This is a genomic window from Streptomyces tyrfis, assembly GCF_037034285.1.
GTDB lineage: Bacteria > Actinomycetota > Actinomycetes > Streptomycetales > Streptomycetaceae > Streptomyces.
In genome coordinates this window covers 45,951-61,808 of the sequence record NZ_JBAGJZ010000020.1, presented here as the reverse complement: position 1 = coordinate 61,808, position 15,858 = coordinate 45,951, and the positions used below count along the sequence as shown (strand labels likewise).

20 protein-coding genes, 1 tRNA gene and 1 pseudogene are annotated in these 15,858 nt (G+C 71.4%); 16 read left to right on the top strand and 6 right to left on the bottom strand.

Going from position 1 to position 15,858, the window contains the following annotated elements; genetic code table 11:
- Window positions 1–65: 65 nt before the first annotated feature.
- Window positions 66–416, bottom strand: a pseudogene (locus WA762_RS17415) (aminoglycoside phosphotransferase family protein); the annotation flags it as partial.
- Window positions 417–468: 52 nt separating this feature from the next.
- Here WA762_RS17415 and WA762_RS17410 point away from each other — a divergent pair.
- Entirely contained in the window at window positions 469–618 is a 150-nt protein-coding gene (locus WA762_RS17410) for a hypothetical protein (RefSeq protein WP_335936681.1), read from the top strand.
- Window positions 619–678: 60 nt separating this feature from the next.
- On the opposite strand, the gene WA762_RS17405 is transcribed toward WA762_RS17410, so the two are convergent.
- Entirely contained in the window at window positions 679–1,233 is a 555-nt protein-coding gene (locus WA762_RS17405) for a GNAT family N-acetyltransferase (protein ID WP_335936680.1), read from the bottom strand.
- Between the two features lie 78 nt (window positions 1,234–1,311).
- Window positions 1,312–2,208 (bottom strand): NAD(P)-dependent oxidoreductase, encoded by an 897-nt coding sequence (locus WA762_RS17400; RefSeq protein WP_335936679.1) that lies wholly within the window; start codon window positions 2,206–2,208, stop codon window positions 1,312–1,314.
- A gap of 96 nt (window positions 2,209–2,304) precedes the next feature.
- Here WA762_RS17400 and WA762_RS17395 point away from each other — a divergent pair, with 96 nt between their 5' ends.
- The 4 genes from WA762_RS17395 to glmS all read left to right on the top strand — a co-directional run bounded on the left by WA762_RS17395 (window position 2,305) and on the right by glmS (window position 6,272).
- Window positions 2,305–2,646: a winged helix-turn-helix transcriptional regulator gene (locus tag WA762_RS17395; protein ID WP_335936678.1), complete on the top strand. Its 342-nt coding sequence runs from the start codon at window positions 2,305–2,307 to the stop codon at window positions 2,644–2,646.
- A 194-nt stretch (window positions 2,647–2,840) separates the two neighbouring features.
- Window positions 2,841–3,932, top strand: coding sequence for a DUF4429 domain-containing protein (locus WA762_RS17390; protein ID WP_335936676.1), 1,092 nt, complete (start codon window positions 2,841–2,843; stop codon window positions 3,930–3,932).
- A 109-nt stretch (window positions 3,933–4,041) separates the two neighbouring features.
- Window positions 4,042–4,317: a hypothetical protein gene (locus tag WA762_RS17385; protein WP_335936675.1), complete on the top strand. Its 276-nt coding sequence runs from the start codon at window positions 4,042–4,044 to the stop codon at window positions 4,315–4,317.
- A gap of 125 nt (window positions 4,318–4,442) precedes the next feature.
- On the top strand, window positions 4,443–6,272 hold the full coding sequence (gene glmS / locus WA762_RS17380) for a glutamine--fructose-6-phosphate transaminase (isomerizing) (RefSeq protein WP_335936674.1): 1,830 nt from the start codon (window positions 4,443–4,445) through the stop codon (window positions 6,270–6,272).
- Between the two features lie 1,021 nt (window positions 6,273–7,293).
- On the opposite strand, the gene WA762_RS17375 is transcribed toward glmS, so the two are convergent.
- Entirely contained in the window at window positions 7,294–7,815 is a 522-nt protein-coding gene (locus WA762_RS17375; RefSeq protein WP_335936673.1) for a universal stress protein, read from the bottom strand.
- 950 nt (window positions 7,816–8,765) lie between these two features.
- Here WA762_RS17375 and WA762_RS17370 point away from each other — a divergent pair.
- The 4 genes from WA762_RS17370 to WA762_RS17355 all read left to right on the top strand — a co-directional run bounded on the left by WA762_RS17370 (window position 8,766) and on the right by WA762_RS17355 (window position 12,254).
- Entirely contained in the window at window positions 8,766–9,995 is a 1,230-nt protein-coding gene (locus WA762_RS17370) for a helix-turn-helix domain-containing protein (RefSeq protein ID WP_335936672.1), read from the top strand.
- Between the two features lie 9 nt (window positions 9,996–10,004).
- A complete protein-coding gene (gene orn / locus WA762_RS17365; protein WP_335936671.1) occupies window positions 10,005–10,607 on the top strand; it encodes an oligoribonuclease in 603 nt (200 codons plus the stop codon).
- A gap of 207 nt (window positions 10,608–10,814) precedes the next feature.
- Window positions 10,815–10,887: transfer RNA gene (locus tag WA762_RS17360), tRNA-His, on the top strand.
- Window positions 10,888–10,997: 110 nt separating this feature from the next.
- Window positions 10,998–12,254, top strand: a complete 1,257-nt coding sequence (locus tag WA762_RS17355; RefSeq protein WP_335936670.1) for a tyrosine-type recombinase/integrase — start codon at window positions 10,998–11,000, stop codon at window positions 12,252–12,254.
- Here WA762_RS17355 and WA762_RS17350 read toward each other — a convergent pair.
- Window positions 12,251–12,505, bottom strand: a complete 255-nt coding sequence (locus WA762_RS17350; RefSeq protein ID WP_335936669.1) for a hypothetical protein — start codon at window positions 12,503–12,505, stop codon at window positions 12,251–12,253. The two genes, WA762_RS17355 and WA762_RS17350, sit on opposite strands and share 4 nt — an antisense overlap.
- A gap of 183 nt (window positions 12,506–12,688) precedes the next feature.
- Window positions 12,689–13,096, bottom strand: coding sequence for a hypothetical protein (locus WA762_RS17345; RefSeq protein ID WP_335936668.1), 408 nt, complete (start codon window positions 13,094–13,096; stop codon window positions 12,689–12,691).
- A 220-nt stretch (window positions 13,097–13,316) separates the two neighbouring features.
- Here WA762_RS17345 and WA762_RS17340 point away from each other — a divergent pair, with 220 nt between their 5' ends.
- The 7 genes from WA762_RS17340 (at window position 13,317) to WA762_RS17310 (ending at window position 15,838) form a co-directional block, all read left to right on the top strand.
- Window positions 13,317–13,652: a helix-turn-helix domain-containing protein gene (locus tag WA762_RS17340; RefSeq protein WP_335936667.1), complete on the top strand. Its 336-nt coding sequence runs from the start codon at window positions 13,317–13,319 to the stop codon at window positions 13,650–13,652.
- Window positions 13,649–13,909: a DNA-binding protein gene (locus WA762_RS17335; protein ID WP_335936666.1), complete on the top strand. Its 261-nt coding sequence runs from the start codon at window positions 13,649–13,651 to the stop codon at window positions 13,907–13,909. Before WA762_RS17340 ends, WA762_RS17335 begins: the two co-directional genes overlap by 4 nt.
- 79 nt (window positions 13,910–13,988) lie before the next feature.
- On the top strand, window positions 13,989–14,522 hold the full coding sequence (locus WA762_RS17330) for a hypothetical protein (protein WP_335936665.1): 534 nt from the start codon (window positions 13,989–13,991) through the stop codon (window positions 14,520–14,522).
- The gene (locus tag WA762_RS17325) at window positions 14,519–14,998 is read left to right on the top strand and encodes a hypothetical protein (protein ID WP_335936664.1); all 480 of its coding nucleotides are present in this window, start codon (window positions 14,519–14,521) and stop codon (window positions 14,996–14,998) included. The genes WA762_RS17330 and WA762_RS17325 overlap by 4 nt, the downstream gene beginning before the upstream one ends.
- Window positions 14,995–15,126, top strand: a complete 132-nt coding sequence (locus WA762_RS17320) for a hypothetical protein (RefSeq protein WP_335936663.1) — start codon at window positions 14,995–14,997, stop codon at window positions 15,124–15,126. The genes WA762_RS17325 and WA762_RS17320 overlap by 4 nt, the downstream gene beginning before the upstream one ends.
- On the top strand, window positions 15,123–15,530 hold the full coding sequence (locus WA762_RS17315) for a hypothetical protein (RefSeq protein WP_335936661.1): 408 nt from the start codon (window positions 15,123–15,125) through the stop codon (window positions 15,528–15,530). The genes WA762_RS17320 and WA762_RS17315 overlap by 4 nt, the downstream gene beginning before the upstream one ends.
- 83 nt (window positions 15,531–15,613) lie before the next feature.
- Window positions 15,614–15,838, top strand: coding sequence for a hypothetical protein (locus WA762_RS17310; protein WP_335936660.1), 225 nt, complete (start codon window positions 15,614–15,616; stop codon window positions 15,836–15,838).
- Window positions 15,839–15,858: the final 20 nt, after the last annotated feature.

Below are 15,858 nucleotides of genomic sequence, written 5' to 3'. Positions count from 1 at the left end.
CGCCACGGCGCCCCGCATGCCACGCTCCGCCGCGTCCGGTTCGCCCCGGACGCGGCGGGGCGCGTTCAGCCCCCCAGCAGCCGGACCGCGTCGTCGAGGCGGCGGCGCACCGCGGGAATGCGGGCAGAGTCCCCGGCGGGGTCGTTGACCCAGCAGACGGCCTGTTCCATGAACCACTCCACGGCCCACACGCGGTGCCGGCCCAGCGCCCACGCCTCGGCGGCCAGGCCGCCCCGGACGGTCCCGCCCGCCCTGACGTACTGCTCCAGGAACACCCTCAGCCGAACGGGGTCCGGCGCGCCGGTGGCGCCGTGGTACGAGGCGAGGTCGATCAGGCCGGGCCCGGTGAAGGCCCGGGCGAAGTCGAGGAGGTACCAGCCGCCCTCCCCGATGTGAACGCTCGTCGGGTGGAAATCGAGCCCGATGACGTTCGAGGAGTACGTGGCCTCCGTCGACGACGACCGGCTCGTGACCGACATGCTCGTCGGCACGCTGCCGCGCCTGGTGATCTGCCCGGAGCGCGGTCTCATGGCCGCCGATCCCGTCCCCGGTGACGTGATCGCGGCGTACGAGCGGCTGTGCCGCGCGGGCTTCACGAGCCGACTCGTGACGGAGTAGGCGGAGCAGACGGAGTACGCGAACGAAGAGCACCGGGCCGGTCGACGTCGGGCGGCCCGGTCAGTCCGACGGCGTTCCCGGCCACTCCTCGCGGAGCATCCCGAACAGCACGGTGTCGTACCGCCTGCCCGCCACCAGTACGGCGTCCCGGCGGCGGCCCTCCTCGCGGAACCCGGCCCGGGTGAAGGCGCGGACGGCGCGCTCGTTGCCGCTCCAGGTGTCGAGCTCGATCCGGTGCAGCCCGTACGCCCCGAAGAGGTGCCCCACCAGCAGGCGCAGCGCGTCCGAGCCGTGGCCGCGGCCCCAGCGGTCCCGCTCGCCGATGGTGATGCCGACCGTGGCGCACCCGGCGAACGGGTCCAGGTCGCGGTAGTCCGCCATGCCGATCACCGTGCCGTCGGCCAGGTCCTCGACGGTGAGGACGGCCGACTCCCTCGGGCTCAGCCGCAGCATGGTCTCGAAGGCGAGCCCGACGGCCTCCGCCGTGACCGGGCCGAAGCACGGATCGCCGCCCGTGGCCCAGTGCACCACCTCCGGATCGTTGCGCCACCGGATGTGGTGCTCCGCGTCCTCCGCGCGCAGCGCGCGAAGCCTGACCAATTCGCCCTCGTACATGCGCCGATCGTATTCCGGAGCGGAACTCGACAGCGATCTCTATTCCGAGGTCGGGCCCGGAGCCGGCACATCGGCGGGTCAGCGCACCAGCAGGTCGATCACGCCCGTCAGGCCCTCGTCGCCGCTGCCCTCCGCCAGGCGGCGGCGCATCAACGCGAAGTAGGGGTTGAGCAGTTCGGGGCTGACGCCCTGCTGTTCGGCGGTGCTCAGGAAGGTCGGCACGCCGGCCACCTGCATGGCGAGGTTGGAGACGACGTCCTTGGTGTAGTCGCCGCTCCGCAGATGGTCGGCGGTCTGGTGGACCGCCGGGGCCATCGCGACGAGCCAGTCGGAGAGCAGCGGAGCGAGCGCCGCGGGGTCGACGTCCTCCTTGCGGATCAGGGCGAAGGCGTGCGCGGCCCCGGCGAACATCCCGTACATCCCGGCGAGCAGGGCCATGTCGTACAGGGACGCGAAGCCCGCGTCCTCGCCGGCGTAGGTGGTTCCGGCCGGAACGCCCAGGGTCTCCCGGTGACGCTCGAACAGCTCTCGCGAGCCGCTGTAGAAGACGTACCCTCCGGCTTCCGGGACGCCGATCATCGGAGGGACGGCCATGATCCCGCCGTCCAGGTAGCGGACGCCGCGCTCGCGGGCCCACGCGGCGCGGGCGCGCGCCTCGGCGGGGGTGCTGGTGGTCAGGTTGACCAGGTCCTTGCCGGTCAGGTCGGCGTCGGCCAGCACCTGGTCGACGGAGGCGTCGTCCAACAGGCAGACGACGACCAGTGAGTTCGCCGCGACCGCCTCGGCGGCGCCGGCGGCGACCGACGCCCCCTCGGCGGCGAGCGCGGCGGCGCGGGCCGGGGTGCGGTTCCAGACGGTGAGCGGGTGGCCGGCGGCGAGCCAGGCTCGGGCCAGCGCCGTGCCCATCGCGCCGAGGCCCAGCAGTGTGACGGGAGCTTTCTCGATGCCGACGACGTCAGCGGTGTTCTGTGGCATGCCCATGAGCCTGGTCACAGGGCCGGAAGTGATCAAGTACGCACTTCGGAGTGGGTGGTTACTCTGAGGTGAGCGAGCACGTCGGAGGGGTGGGGCATGACGACGCTGAACCGGCCGAGCACACCGGAGGGACACATCTGCGGGATCGACACCGCGATGGAGGTGATCGGCGGCAAGTGGAAGGTGCTGGTCCTCTGGGCGCTCCACGAGAACCCCTGCCTCCGCTTCGGCCGGCTGCGCCGCCTGCTCCCGGGGGTCACCGAGAAGGTGCTGACCTCCCATCTGCGCGAGATGGAGGCGGACGGCATCGTGCGCCGCGTCTCGTACGACGAGGTGCCGCCCCGCGTCGAGTATTCGCTGACCGAGGACGGCGCGCGCCTCAACGACGCGCTCCGGCCGCTGGCCGCCTGGGGGCGCGAGCGGTCGGCCGCTCGCTGATCGGCAACGGGCCCGGGAGCGCCCTCGGCCCCCGGTCGCCCAGCCGTTTCCCACCGGTGGATGCCCTGTGGATGCGCTGTGGATGTCCCGGCCGATACGGATGCCCGACCGGACCGTCACCCTGCGCGTCCCTCGCCCCACGGACGGCCAAGGCGTCGAGCGCTCCCCTCGGGGCGCCTGAGAGAATCCGGCCCATGGCGGAGATAACCCAGCAGGACGGCGCGTGGACCTTCGACGGCGAGACGGTACGGATCGTGCCCGGCCAGGGGAGAGGGGTGCACCCCCTCCGTCGTGAGCTGGGCGAACTCGTCGTCCCGCTGCGGGCGCTGGCGGGCATCTCCTTCGAACCCCATCGCAAGGGCGGGCGGCTGCGCTTGCGGCTGCGCGACGGGGCCTGCCCGATCCTGCGCGCCGCGAACGGCCGGCTCAAGGACGGCGCGGACCCGTACCAGCTGGCGGTGGAGAAGGACCGCGGCGGAGTGGCGGAGTACTTCGTCGAGGAGGTGCGCAACGCCCTGCTGCTGGAGCAGGTGCCGACCGGCCCCACGGACGGCTTTCTGCTGCCGGGGCCCGCGGTTCCGGTCGCCGGGGGCGGCGGGGACGGCACGGCCTCGTTCGACGGGCAGACCGTCCGGCTCACCTGGAACTGGAAGGCCGAGGAGGTCAAGAGCTCGGGCGGCCCGGTCGCCTTCCCCGTCTCGGAGGTGACCGAGGTGCACTGGATGCCCTCCATCGGCCTGGCGAACGGGCATCTGCGCTTCGTCCGGGGCGTGCCCGGTCTGAGCTCCGCACCGGCGCCGGCGGCCGAGTTCGACCCGTACGCACTGGACCTGTGGGGACTGTCCAAGAAGGAGTACACGGCGGTGCTGGTCGCGGCGGCGGTGCTGGTCAGGCTGCCGGGCGCGACGGGATCGAAGGCGCGCGCGGACCGGGGGCCGGCGGCGATCCCCGCGGCCGCGTCCGCGGCTGCGGCGGCGACCGGGCCGGGGGCGGGCCCCGGGACGGACCCGGCGGGCGAGGCGGGCGGCGCGGGCGGCGCGAGCGGCACGGGCGGCACGGGCGGCACGGGCGGCACGGGCGGCACGGGCGGCGCGGGCGAGGGGCCGGGTCCCGCGCAGGCCCTGCGCAAGGCCCCGGCCCCCGTCCCCTCGCCGGACGCCCCGCCCGCCGACGATCACGACGTGCTGCTGCGGCGGCTCCGCGAGCTCGGCGATCTGCACCGGGCCGGGGTGCTCACCGACGACGAGTTCAGCGCGGCCAAGCAGGCCGTGCTGAAGCGCCTCTGACCGCCTCCTGTCCGGTTCCAGGCCCGCCCGAGAGCGCAATCACACCTACTCCTGCCCGATATCGGGCAGAATTGTTGCGCCAACGCTCCTCCGACCGCAATATCAACGAGTGCTCGAACGCCGCCCGTCGCATGACGACCTCATCGACCACCTGGTCCGCAGCACCGCGCTCCCGCGCGGTGAGGCCGCCCGGGTGGTGCTCGACGTGCTGGCGTACTTCGACGAGACGGCCGAGGACTTCGTCCGCCGCCGCCACCGGGAACTGCAGTCCGGTGGCCTGGTGAACGCGGAGATCTTCGAGCGGATCGCGGCCGAGCTGCCGCACCGCGCGGTCGCGCCACCGGAGTTCTCGCTCCGTCAGTTGCGCCGCATCGTCTACGGCTGACGCGACCGGGGCGGCCGGGGGGAACCCGAGGCCGCCGCGCCCGGCCGCGACGGCCGGGGCGACCGGAGCGCCGGCCCGTCGAAGGCCGGGCACCACCAGTACATCGATGGAGGGGCAGAGACTCTATGTGCGGAATCGTCGGATATATCGGGAAGCGCGATGTGGCCCCGCTGCTGCTGGAAGGGCTGCAGCGGCTGGAGTACCGGGGTTACGACTCCGCGGGCATCGTCGTCACCGGCAAGGCGCCGGCCGGGAAGCCCGCCGCCCTGAAGATGGTGAAGGCGAAGGGCCGGGTCCGCGAGCTGGAGGCCCGTATCCCCAAGCGCTTCAGCGGCACCACCGGCATAGCCCACACCCGCTGGGCCACCCACGGCGCCCCGAGCGACGAGAACGCGCACCCGCACCTGGACGCCGACAACAAGGTCGCCGTCGTCCACAACGGCATCATCGACAACGCCGCCGAGCTCCGTGCGAAGCTCGTCGCGGACGGCGTCGAGTTCCTCTCCGAGACCGACACCGAGGTGCTGGTCCACCTGATCGCCCGCGCCCAGGCGGACAGCCTGGAGGAGAAGGTCCGCGAGGCGCTGCGCTCGGTCGAGGGCACGTACGGCATCGCCGTGCTGCACGCCGACTTCAACGACCGGATCGTGGTCGCCCGCAACGGCTCCCCGGTCGTCCTCGGCATCGGCGAGAAGGAGATGTTCGTCGCCTCCGACGTCGCCGCGCTCGTCGCCCACACCCGCCAGGTCGTCACCCTCGACGACGGCGAGATGGCCACGCTGAGGGCCGACGACTTCCGTACGTACACGACGGAGGGCTCGTCCACGACCGCCACGCCCACCACCGTGGAGTGGGAGGCCGAGTCGTACGACATGGGCGGCCACGACACGTACATGCACAAGGAGATCTCGGAGCAGGCGGACGCCGTCGACCGCGTGCTGCGCGGCCGGATCGACGACCGGTTCGCCACCGTGCACCTGGGCGGGCTCAACCTGGACGCCCGTGAGGCGCGCGGGGTGCGCCGGATCAAGATCCTGGGCTGCGGCACCTCGTACCACGCGGGGCAGATCGGCGCGCAGCTCATCGAGGAGCTGGCCCGGATCCCCTCGGACGCCGAGCCGGCCTCCGAGTTCCGCTACCGCAACCCGGTCGTCGACCCGGACACCCTGTACATCGCGGTCTCCCAGTCCGGTGAGACGTACGACGTGCTGGCCGCCGTCCAGGAGCTGAAGCGCAAGGGCGCCCGGGTGCTGGGCGTCGTCAACGTGGTGGGCTCCGCCATCGCCCGGGAGGCCGACGGCGGCATGTACGTGCACGCCGGGCCCGAGGTCTGCGTCGTGTCCACCAAGTGCTTCACCAACACGGTCGTCGCGTTCGCGCTGCTCGCCCTGCACCTGGGCCGGATCCGGGACCTGTCGGTCGCGGACGGGAAGCGGATCATCGACGGGCTGCGCAGGCTGCCCGCCCAGATCAGCGAGATCCTGGCGAACGAGGACGAGATCAAGCGGCTGGCGGCCGAGTACGCGGACGCCAGGTCGATGATGTTCATCGGCCGGGTGCGCGGCTACCCCGTCGCCCGCGAGGCGTCGCTGAAGCTCAAGGAGGTCTCGTACATCCACGCGGAGGCGTACCCCGCCTCCGAGCTGAAGCACGGGCCGCTGGCGCTGATCGAGCCCGCGATGCCGACGGTCGCGATCGTGCCGGACGACGACCTGCTGGAGAAGAACCGGGCCGCGATGGAGGAGATCAAGGCCCGCAGCGGGCGCATCCTCGCCGTCGCGCACCAGGAGCAGGACAAGGCCGACCACACCATCGTCGTGCCGAAGAACGAGAACGAGCTGGACCCGATCCTGATGGGCATCCCGCTCCAGCTCCTCGCGTACCACACGGCGCTGGCCATGGGCCGGGACATCGACAAGCCGCGCAACCTGGCGAAGTCCGTCACCGTCGAGTAGGCGCGAGGAGACGGGACCGGTCGAGATCGGTCGAGGTCAGTCGGGATCCGTCGGGACCGGTCGGGGACCGTCGGGACCCGTCGGGACCGTCGAGCGGTCGGACGGAGCCACGCCGCCGGGCGGGCCCGTCCCGCCCGGCCCCAGCTCCGGCCGAACCGGCCCCGTATCCGCCTCCCCGGCGGGTACGGGGCCTTTCCCGTACCGGGTTGTTCCCGTATCGGAGGCCGTTCCCGTACCGGCGGTTGTCAGCCCTTCGCACAAGTGCGCGGGTGACCGATACCAAGCGCCTGCGGGACGGTCGGCACCGGGGCGCACCCGGGGGCCGGCGGCCCGAGGATTCCTGCGGGGCGCGAACGATCCGCGCCGGGAGCGCCCCGGCGCACGCCGCCCCTCCACCCGTTGACCGTTACGCCCCATTCCTGAGAGCGCGATCCATGACCGCCGGTCGGTGGACCGCCGGTTTCCGCAGTCGACTTGACGCCACGTCGGGCGAACGAACCGGCCTCCCCGCCGAAACGGGCCGACCGGCCGGAGGGGGCGGAGCCCGGGAGGTGATCGCTCGGACGGCGGCGGAAGGCGTTCCGCGGCCGTCGGCGGGCGCCCCGTAAAAGACAGCGATCATTCGGAAGGTGACGGGGAACACTCGGGCCCGGCGGACCGGGACGGCAGCGCACGGGCCGGGGACGCCCCGGGCAGGCCCCGGATCAGGGGCCCAGGAGCGCGGGAACCGGGAGCACAGGGGCCAGGAGCGCGCCGGGGCCGGAAGCGCTCCCGGCCGGGGGCACGAGGACCAGGCGGGCACGCGGGTCGGGCGGGCAGGCGCGCCGGGAGGGCAGGCCCGCCAGGCGGGCAGGGGGCCAGGCAGGCAGGGGGCCAGGCAGGCGCGCCAGGCGGGCAGGGGGCCGGGCTGTCACGGGGGTCAGCCGGGCATGAGAGCCGGCAGGGCGCGCGGTCCGGGGGCAAGAACCGCCCCCTCCCCCGGGCGGGAGCCCGTCCCCGGCCGCCGCAGGCCGGGGAACGCTCAGGGGATGACGACGACCGGCCGCTGCGCGCGCCGCGCGAGGCGTCCCGCCACGGAGCCGAAGATGCGGCCGACGACGCCGTGCGTGGAGCCGACGACGATGGCGTCCGCCGAGTACTCCCGGCCGACCTCCTCCAGCTCGTGGCAGATGTCCCCGCCCCGCTCGACGAGCACCCAGGGCACCTCGGCGAGGTAGTCCGCGCAGGCGAGCTCCAGGCCGAGCACCTCGGTGCGGTGGTCGGGCACATCGACGAAGACGGGCGGTTCGCAGCCCGCCCAGACGGTGGTCGGCAGCCGGTTGGCGACATGGACGATGATCAGGCCGGAGCCCGATCTCCGGGCCATGCCGATGGCGTACGCGAGGGCGCGCTCGCTGGAGGTGGAGCCGTCGAAGCCGACGACGACCCCGTGCTGGAAGGCGGGATCGCAGGAATGACGTGTCTCTTCGACCGTCCGCGGGTCCGACATGGGGTCGGCTACCCGCTTGCGGTCGGCGGGTTCGGGGATTTCGTGACCGGCCATCGGTGTCTCGGCGAAGAGAGTCCTCGTGAGGAGAGCGACTGGGGGAAGGTGCGTCAGCGGGCGGTGTAGCGGTGTCCGGGAATCATCTTCCCAACCCCTTACCCCCAAGGGTACGGCGGCATTCCTCCACTGCCCAGACCCGCGCAAAGCACGCGCGACGTTCCAGGGAGCATGCCCGAGGCGGCCCCGTCCTGGCAATGCCGGTTGCGCCGTACACGGACGACCGGGGGCCCGGAGGGCGCCGCCCCGTGGCGGCCGGGCCTCGTACGGCCCGCCGGGGGCCCGCACCGGAACCCCGGCCTCCGCCCGGAGTGGATCAACACGCCCGGAGCGCCCGCCGCGACGGCCGCCCGCCTCCCGGACCCGTCTCGCCCCACCCGCCCCACGGCCCCGCACGGGAGCCCTCCGCCCGGCGACGGAGCGATACCGGCCCACCGGTCAGAATCCGATCGCCCGCCGGCCCCGCGCCGGCGTTCCGGGGGGATCGGCCGTCCGGCCTGCCCAGGGGGCGCAAAGAAGCACCCGCGCACCGAGGTTGTGCGCCGGTCTACTGACTGAATCACGTATGCACAACCATCTATTTTCAGCCAACTTCATACCCCTGCCGCCTCCTTGCCGAAATGGCCGATCAACCCCCTTGCCACCAGGAAGGAAGAGACCGCGCGGTACGATTCTCTCCGCCGAAGACGGGACAGGGACGGGCCATCAAGGCGAGGCGCACTTCCCTGTGCGGCCGCTGAGTGAAACGCTTCGTGAGCGAACGCTTCCCGCCAAGTTGCCTTGTCGACATAACGCCGGTTGGTGAACTTGTCACGACGGTGCCACGGGACGCAGTAGATTCGATCTTGGGTATCGAGACCGGGGACTCGTGCAGGACCGAGGGGAAAAGTGCAGGAGCGACAGGCCCGCAAGGACCAGGAAGACACGAACACCGAGGGGGGCTTAGCGTCATGAGCCAGGACTCCGCCACCGCAACGGAGGCCGTACGGAAGCTCAGCGGCCGACGACGACGGGAAGTCGTCGCCGTGCTGCTGTTCAGCGGCGGCCCCATCTTCGAGAGCTCGATCCCGCTCTCCGTGTTCGGAATCGACCGACAGGACGCGGGAGTTCCGCGCTACCGGCTCCTCGTCTGCGGCGGGGAAGAGGGGCCGCTGCGGACCACCGGGGGACTCGAACTCACCGCGCCCTACGGGCTGGAGGCGATCGGCAGGGCCGGCACCGTGGTGGTGCCCGCCTGGCGTTCGATCACCTCGCCGCCGCCCGCCGAGGCGCTGGACGCGCTGCGCCGCGCCCATGAGGAGGGCGCCCGCATCGTCGGGCTGTGCACCGGCGCGTTCGTGCTCGCCGCCGCCGGCCTGCTGGACGGCCGCCCGGCCACCACGCACTGGATGTACGCGCCGACGCTGGCCAAGCGCTACCCGTCGGTCCACGTCGATCCGCGCGAACTCTTCGTCGACGACGGCGATGTGCTCACCTCGGCCGGGACCGCCGCCGGAATCGACCTCTGTCTCCACATAGTCCGCACGGACCACGGCACGGAGGCCGCCGGGGCACTGGCCCGCCGGCTCGTCGTGCCGCCGCGGCGCAGCGGCGGTCAGGAGCGCTACCTCGACAGGTCTTTACCTGAGGAGATCGGCTCCGACCCGCTCGCCGAGGTCGTGGCCTGGGCGCTGGAGCACCTCCACGAGCAGTTCGACGTGGAGACGCTGGCCGCGCGCGCCTACATGAGCAGGCGGACCTTCGACCGCAGGTTCCGCTCGCTCACCGGAAGCGCGCCGCTCCAGTGGCTGATCACCCAGCGGGTGCTCCAGGCGCAGCGGCTGCTGGAGACGTCCGAGTACTCGGTCGACGAGGTCGCGGGCCGCTGCGGCTTCCGCTCTCCGGTCGCGCTGCGCGGGCACTTCCGGCGTCAGCTGGGCTCCTCCCCCGCCGCGTACCGGGCCGCGTACCGGGCCCGGCGTCCGCAGGGCGGTGGCGGCGAAGGGGCCGGGGACGTGATCGAGACGATCGTGCCCGCCCAGACCGGTTCGGCGGGCCGTCGCGTCGCGGTGGCCCCGCCGGGGCCGCACGTCGTGGCGGCGCCGGCGGCGATAGGGGCGGCGTCGGAGCTCGGGAAGCCGGGGCCCGACGCCTATGTGCCCGGCCGCCCGACCCTGCCGGGTCAACGGAGCGCCCCGTAGGGTGGGGTCATGAACGACCGCATGGTGTGGATCGACTGCGAGATGACCGGGCTCTCGCTGACGGAAGACGCACTCATCGAGGTGGCCGCGCTGGTCACCGACTCGGAGCTGAACGTGCTCGGCGAAGGGGTGGACATCGTGATCCGCCCGCCGGACGCGGCCCTGGAGACGATGCCCGAGGTGGTGCGCCGGATGCACACCGCCTCGGGCCTCCTCGACGAGCTGGCCCGGGGCACCACCCTGGCCGACGCCGAGGCCCAGGTGCTGGCCTATGTCCGCGAGCATGTGAAGGAGCCCGGCAAGGCCCCGCTGTGCGGGAACTCGGTCTCCACCGACCGCGGGTTCCTCGCCCGGGACATGGCGGCGCTGGAGGGCTACCTCCACTACCGGATCGTCGACGTGTCCTCGATCAAGGAGCTGGCGCGCCGCTGGTACCCGAAGGCGTACTTCAGCAGCCCGGAGAAGAACGGCACGCACCGGGCGCTCGCGGACATCCGCGACTCCATCACGGAGCTCCGCTACTACCGCGAGGCGATCTTCGTCCCGCGGCCCGGCCCCGACTCGGAGCACGCCAGGGCCATCGCGACACGCCTCGCGCCGCCCGCGCCGTAGGCCGCCTCGACGGAACCCCGCCGTATCGCCCGCCCCGCACGCGTACGGGCGGTACGGCGGGGCTTCGCGCATCCGCCCCGGCCTCGAGCCGAAGGCACTGGTGGTGGGCCTTTCGGGGGGCCCGGGCGGCGAGCGCACAATGGAGGCGCGAGCACCCTCCCGGACCCTGTACACTTTTTCTCGGCCGGTCGGAAACGAGCGGACATGGTGGGTATAGCTCAGCTGGTAGAGCACCTGGTTGTGGTCCAGGATGTCGCGGGTTCGAGTCCCGTTACTCACCCTCAATGATCAAGGGCTGACCTGTGAAAACGGGTCAGCCCTTCTTCATATCCCCCAACTTGGGAACATCACGGGAACACAGGTGTCGGACCTGTGCCATATCGTCCCCACATGGCGAGCATCGTGGAACGACCCAAAAAGGACGGCACCACCACCTACCAGGTGAAGTGGCGCCAGGACGGCGAGTGGCAGAGCGAGAAGTTCGGCGACTCCGACAGCGCCAAGCAGTTCAAGAATCTCGTCGAGGCCCACGGTGGCCAGTGGCCACACGGCTGGGTGCGCGGCGAGGGCTTCGTCGAGGAGACCCCGATACCTGGCGACGTCCCGTTCGAGACGTGGGCCGCGCGGTACATCGACCGTCTCACCGGCATCGACGAGCGGACCCGCGAGGACTACCACCGCGACCTCCGCATCCACCTGTCCCTCCTCCGGCATACCGGCCCGGCCGGTCGGGAGCACCTGGCCACCATCGGCAACCTCACCCAGGACGACATCGCCGACTGGGTACGCGCCGAGGAGAAAGGCGAGCCGGACCCGACGAAGCCCGACGCCTGGCTCCGGCGGCCGGCTGACCCGAAGAGCATCGCGAATCGGCATGGGCTGCTCTTCTGCATCGTGCAGGCCGCCGTTGACGCGACGCCCCAGCTCCGCACCACGAACTGCTGCAAGAAGACCCGACTCCCCCGCGTTGATGACCACGTCGAGGAGGAGATGACGTTCTTGGAGCGGGACGAGTACCAGCGGATCGCCGTCGAGATCACCGACCCTGGTGCACGTGCCCTCGCGGACTGGCTCGTCAGCACGGGCATGCGCTGGGGCGAGGCCACTGCCCTCCAGGTCAGGGACATCAACCTCACCTCCGATCGGCCGACCGCTTCCGTGCAGCGCGCATGGAAGAAGGCGAAGAAGGGGAGCCCAGGCGGGGCGTTCTACCTGGGGCCGCCGAAGACAAAGCGGGCCCGGCGTCTGATCGCGCTCTCCCCCGTGCAGGTCGATCTCGTGCGCAAGCAGGTTGCTGGCCGTCGCCCCGACGATTTCGTGTTCCGGGCGGCGATGGGTGGGGAGTGGCGGCATGCGAACTTCTACAACCGGAAATGGCAGCCTGCGGTCAAGGCCGCGGTCGCGAAGGGGTTGCCGAAACGGCCGCGCATACATGATCTGCGGCACACGCACGTCGCATGGTTGATCGGGGCGAACGTGCCGCTGCCCGCGATCCAACTGCGGCTCGGTCACGAGTCGATTCAGACGACAGTGGACCGGTACGGGCATCTGGTGCGCGGTCTCGACGACGACATCATGGCCGCCGTCGAGGCCGCAATGGGGGTACCCGCTCCCCGTATCGCGCTCAGATCTGTGCACTCGGCCTAGCTGTGCCGGGGCGGCTTGCCGGGGCCATCCCAGTTCTGCGTCCACCGGCCGGTGCGGGTGACGTGGGTGAGGGCGCGGTTGAGTTCCGTGCAGAGTGCCGGGCTCATGTGCCCCTCACGAACGAACCAGGTGAGCTCACCGCAGCGTTCAACGGGTACGAGGTTGCGCTCGGTGGGCATGTCCGTGTTCGAGACGATCTCGAACCGAACGCTCGCCGATCCTTCGCTCGCCGATCCTTGTGTGTCAGCCATTTGACCCCCAGTGCGTGGCCCGCTCCTCGATCGTGTGTTCGATTCAAAGAGCATAGGCAGGCTATAGCCCTTGCGCCCCCCAGGCGGAAGAGCCATGCTGCCACCCCGCACCGATCTTGCCTACGGTGAGCGCGCGGAAGCTACCTTGCATGACGCCCCTGGCCAGCGAGGTACGCCCGCGACCTACTCCGGCGGGGCCATTGCATCCATGAGACGGCGGATCTGCTCGCGCTGCTCGGGGGTCAACCGATCGGCACCTTCAAGGAAAGCTCGCGCATCACCCGACGCCGACCACTCGGTGTCAATACCGAAAAACTCGGCGCCGGCCGCGTCCTGCACTCGGTACAGCGGTACCTGCAGGCCGACGGCAAGGCCGCGAAGCTGGGGAAGATCTGGCGCCTGGACGCTGAGGTCGGTGGCCAGTCGGTGGAGCCACGACGACTTGATCACCTGCTCGCCCGACTCGGGGTCGACGCATCGCTGTGCGAGCTTTTCGAAGCTGAGCCCGAGGGCGGCCTTGCGCTCTCTCACAAGGTTTCTGAGCTGGGCCCGCCCGGCGGGGCCGGGGGGTGCGTCCTGGTCAGCAGCCATGAGGCTCATCTTGCCACTCCGTGTGTCATGTCATGGGCCAAGGGTGTCCATGTGACCAGCGAGGCGTATGGCGACTCCCCCCTGGCTGCGACGGGCCAGTCATCCCGCGCGCTGGACAGATTGTCCATGCCGTGAAGCGAGGCATGCCAGGGCGCACGGAGTCTTTGACTAAATCCCCACGCAACATCCAAGCAACTGGACGCGCCGTCCAAGCTATGCAATGCTCAGATCATCCAAGCAATGCAATGACTTACTGCACGAGGTGGATGTGGCTACTCACGCCCCCCAGTACAAGATCGTCAAACCCGGCCTGCTGCGAGAGCTGATGGGGCGCACCGGCACCGGCGCCCGCGTCACCGTTCGCGAGCTGGCCCAGCAGTCCGGTACGTCGCGGAGCACCATCGGCAACCTGCTCACCGGAGCGCAGCAGTCTGTCCAAGAGCAGACCGCCCATGCGATCGCCCGAGCCATCGGCGTGGACACCCTGATCCTCTTCGCGCCGGTTGGCCGCAGTGTCGAACTTGCAGCAGTGCCCGACCACATGAGGTCGGCATGAGCCGCCGGTACACGTACGCCGAAGCAGCGGACGCCCTCCGGGTCGAGGAACGGTGGCTTCGGCGGAACATCGCCCGATTGCCGCACTCCAAGCTCGGCCGCTCCGTGACCTTCACGGACGCGGACCTGGACCGCATCGACCAGATGCACCACCACGAACCGACGGCGGGCCCCTTGGCCGTCTCCGCGCCGGCCATCGGCGCGCACCCGATGGCACATCTGAAGCCGCTGCCCTCACGCAGCCCCCAGCGCGCCTGAACGAAAGCGGGGCCGCCCGGACTGGCCGGTCCGTGTGCGACCCCTCGGCACCTCAACCACTTCAGAAATCGAGGTAACCGTGCAGTACCTTACCCAGTCCCGTATCGCGGCCGCGCTCGCCGCGGCGACTCAGCCCGCCGGTGAACGCCCGTGGGCGCTGCTCCTGACCAAGCCGCCCGCGACGTACACCGAGGCGCGGCAGCGGATCGCCCTCGGGCGGAACCCCGGCTCCCGGGAACTCGCCGGCATCGATGAACCGACCGCCCGGGCCGAGGCGTCACGCGCCCGGATCATCAACGACCTGGCGCGCCGCGACGCCTACATGGCGGCCCTGTCCGTCAGCGAACAGATGGTGAGTACCACCCCCGTCCTGCCCACCAGCGTCGTGGTGGAGATGGCCGAATGGCACGACGGGCCGCTGATCACCTGGTTTTTCAGCAGGGACGCCGCCGCTGTGCGGTCGTTCGCCGCCCACGTCGCCGCCCCGGTGACCGAGGCCCCGAACGGCGACGGAAGCGCCCGCACCTATGTCTCCGCGATCGGCGCCGTGAACGGCGTCCGGGTCGTCGCATACACCCTGGTCGACACGGCCGCCGGGCAGGTCGCGGCATGATGGCGCGCAGCTGCCAAGCGGCGCGGCAGGCCATCAGCGCCGCCGTTCAGGGGCTCATCCCCGGCGCGTCCATCGTGTCGATGCGGGTGAAGGTCACCGAGGCCGTAGATCACCAGGTTCGACACTCGTGGCAGGGAAGCGCCCGGGCGCTCGCCGACCGCATCCTCATCACGCTGCACGGCACCGCCGAGACCAGCGAGGAAGCACGGGCCGGGCTCACGGTGTACCGGGCCGAGCACGACGCGATCGTGGCTGGTCTCTACACCACGGCCGAGGCCGCGCAGCAGCACTGCGAGGCGCTCGTGTCCCGCGAGTACCCGGACACCGTGGCCCTGTTCTTCGAGTGGTGCGTCGACGACGCGGACCCGGCCGGCCTCGAGCTCGACATCTGCGTGGACGGCGACCGCCTCTCCACCGGCTACACCGTCACTCCGCTCGAGGTCGCGACCGCCTACGACCCGGACGCCGACGAGTGACCGCCGCGGCCTGGGCCCTCCTGGCCCTCATCGCCATCGGCCTGCTCGTCCTGGCCGTGTTCGCGGTCGCGTGGCACGCCGACCGCCGTATCACCGACGACCCCCGCAGCACGGAGACGGACTCATGATGACCATTCAGCACGACGTACCTGCCCGCGCCACGGACATGGGCGCGCTTCTGGATCTGTGCGCGGCACAGATCGCCGAGCGGCACGAGGCCATCCGGGAGCAGGACCGCCAGGCCGACGCGGACGCCGTCCGGTACGCGGAGCGGGGGGCGGTCGCTACGTTCGGGGAGGCGGCTGCGGCCGCTCTGGGTACGTGGCTGCCCGTGTCGGTGATGGACGAGGACTGTTTGCAGGCCGTTGTCACCATTGCCCCGGGCGCCGACCTTATCTACACCGCTCACTGCGAGGGCCAGGTCTGGTTCACCCTTCGGACGGCCTGCCCCCGGTGCGGCACCTGCGACGAGACCCGCATCGGCAACCTGCTTGGCCTGGCCGACGCCCTCCACAAGGCCGGGGTGCGCTGATGGCCGCCACCAGGGCACCTCGGAAGAGGGCCACCAGCGGTTCTCGGCGGGCGAGTTCCGCGCAGAAGCAGTGGAACGGTGGCATGGACGGCCTGCCCACGCCCGGGCGGCTCGTCGAGGCGCCGGGGTCCTGCACCACGGAACGGTGCGGCCACGTTGCGGACGACCTCGACGAGCGCGCGCCGTTCCTGACTGGGTGGACGCGGGCCGGTGTGTACGGGTCGAGCGAGCCCGACCGGGTGTACTGCTCCGGCCTCTGCGCGGCGTACGGCATCGCCCTGGCCGAGCTCCGTGTCGGGCAGCCGTAGACGCAGGCGGCCGAGGCCGT

Excerpts from the sequence above, each read along its gene's own strand:
- orn (WP_335936671.1), top strand. The coding sequence starts at position 10,005 with ATGAACGACCGCATGGTGTGGATCGACTGCGAGATGACCGGGCTCTCG.
- WA762_RS17375 (WP_335936673.1), bottom strand. The coding sequence starts at position 7,815 with ATGGCCGGTCACGAAATCCCCGAACCCGCCGACCGCAAGCGGGTAGCC.
- WA762_RS17395 (WP_335936678.1), top strand. The coding sequence starts at position 2,305 with ATGACGACGCTGAACCGGCCGAGCACACCGGAGGGACACATCTGCGGG.
- WA762_RS17310 (WP_335936660.1), top strand. The coding sequence starts at position 15,614 with ATGGACGGCCTGCCCACGCCCGGGCGGCTCGTCGAGGCGCCGGGGTCC.
- WA762_RS17335 (WP_335936666.1), top strand. The coding sequence starts at position 13,649 with ATGAGCCGCCGGTACACGTACGCCGAAGCAGCGGACGCCCTCCGGGTC.
- WA762_RS17370 (WP_335936672.1), top strand. The coding sequence starts at position 8,766 with ATGAGCCAGGACTCCGCCACCGCAACGGAGGCCGTACGGAAGCTCAGC.
- WA762_RS17405 (WP_335936680.1), bottom strand. The coding sequence starts at position 1,233 with ATGTACGAGGGCGAATTGGTCAGGCTTCGCGCGCTGCGCGCGGAGGAC.
- glmS (WP_335936674.1), top strand. The coding sequence starts at position 4,443 with ATGTGCGGAATCGTCGGATATATCGGGAAGCGCGATGTGGCCCCGCTG.
- WA762_RS17315 (WP_335936661.1), top strand. The coding sequence starts at position 15,123 with ATGATGACCATTCAGCACGACGTACCTGCCCGCGCCACGGACATGGGC.
- WA762_RS17345 (WP_335936668.1), bottom strand. The coding sequence starts at position 13,096 with ATGGCTGCTGACCAGGACGCACCCCCCGGCCCCGCCGGGCGGGCCCAG.
- WA762_RS17355 (WP_335936670.1), top strand. The coding sequence starts at position 10,998 with ATGGCGAGCATCGTGGAACGACCCAAAAAGGACGGCACCACCACCTAC.
- WA762_RS17350 (WP_335936669.1), bottom strand. The coding sequence starts at position 12,505 with ATGGCTGACACACAAGGATCGGCGAGCGAAGGATCGGCGAGCGTTCGG.
- WA762_RS17325 (WP_335936664.1), top strand. The coding sequence starts at position 14,519 with ATGATGGCGCGCAGCTGCCAAGCGGCGCGGCAGGCCATCAGCGCCGCC.
- WA762_RS17390 (WP_335936676.1), top strand. The coding sequence starts at position 2,841 with ATGGCGGAGATAACCCAGCAGGACGGCGCGTGGACCTTCGACGGCGAG.
- WA762_RS17340 (WP_335936667.1), top strand. The coding sequence starts at position 13,317 with ATGCTCAGATCATCCAAGCAATGCAATGACTTACTGCACGAGGTGGAT.
- WA762_RS17400 (WP_335936679.1), bottom strand. The coding sequence starts at position 2,208 with ATGCCACAGAACACCGCTGACGTCGTCGGCATCGAGAAAGCTCCCGTC.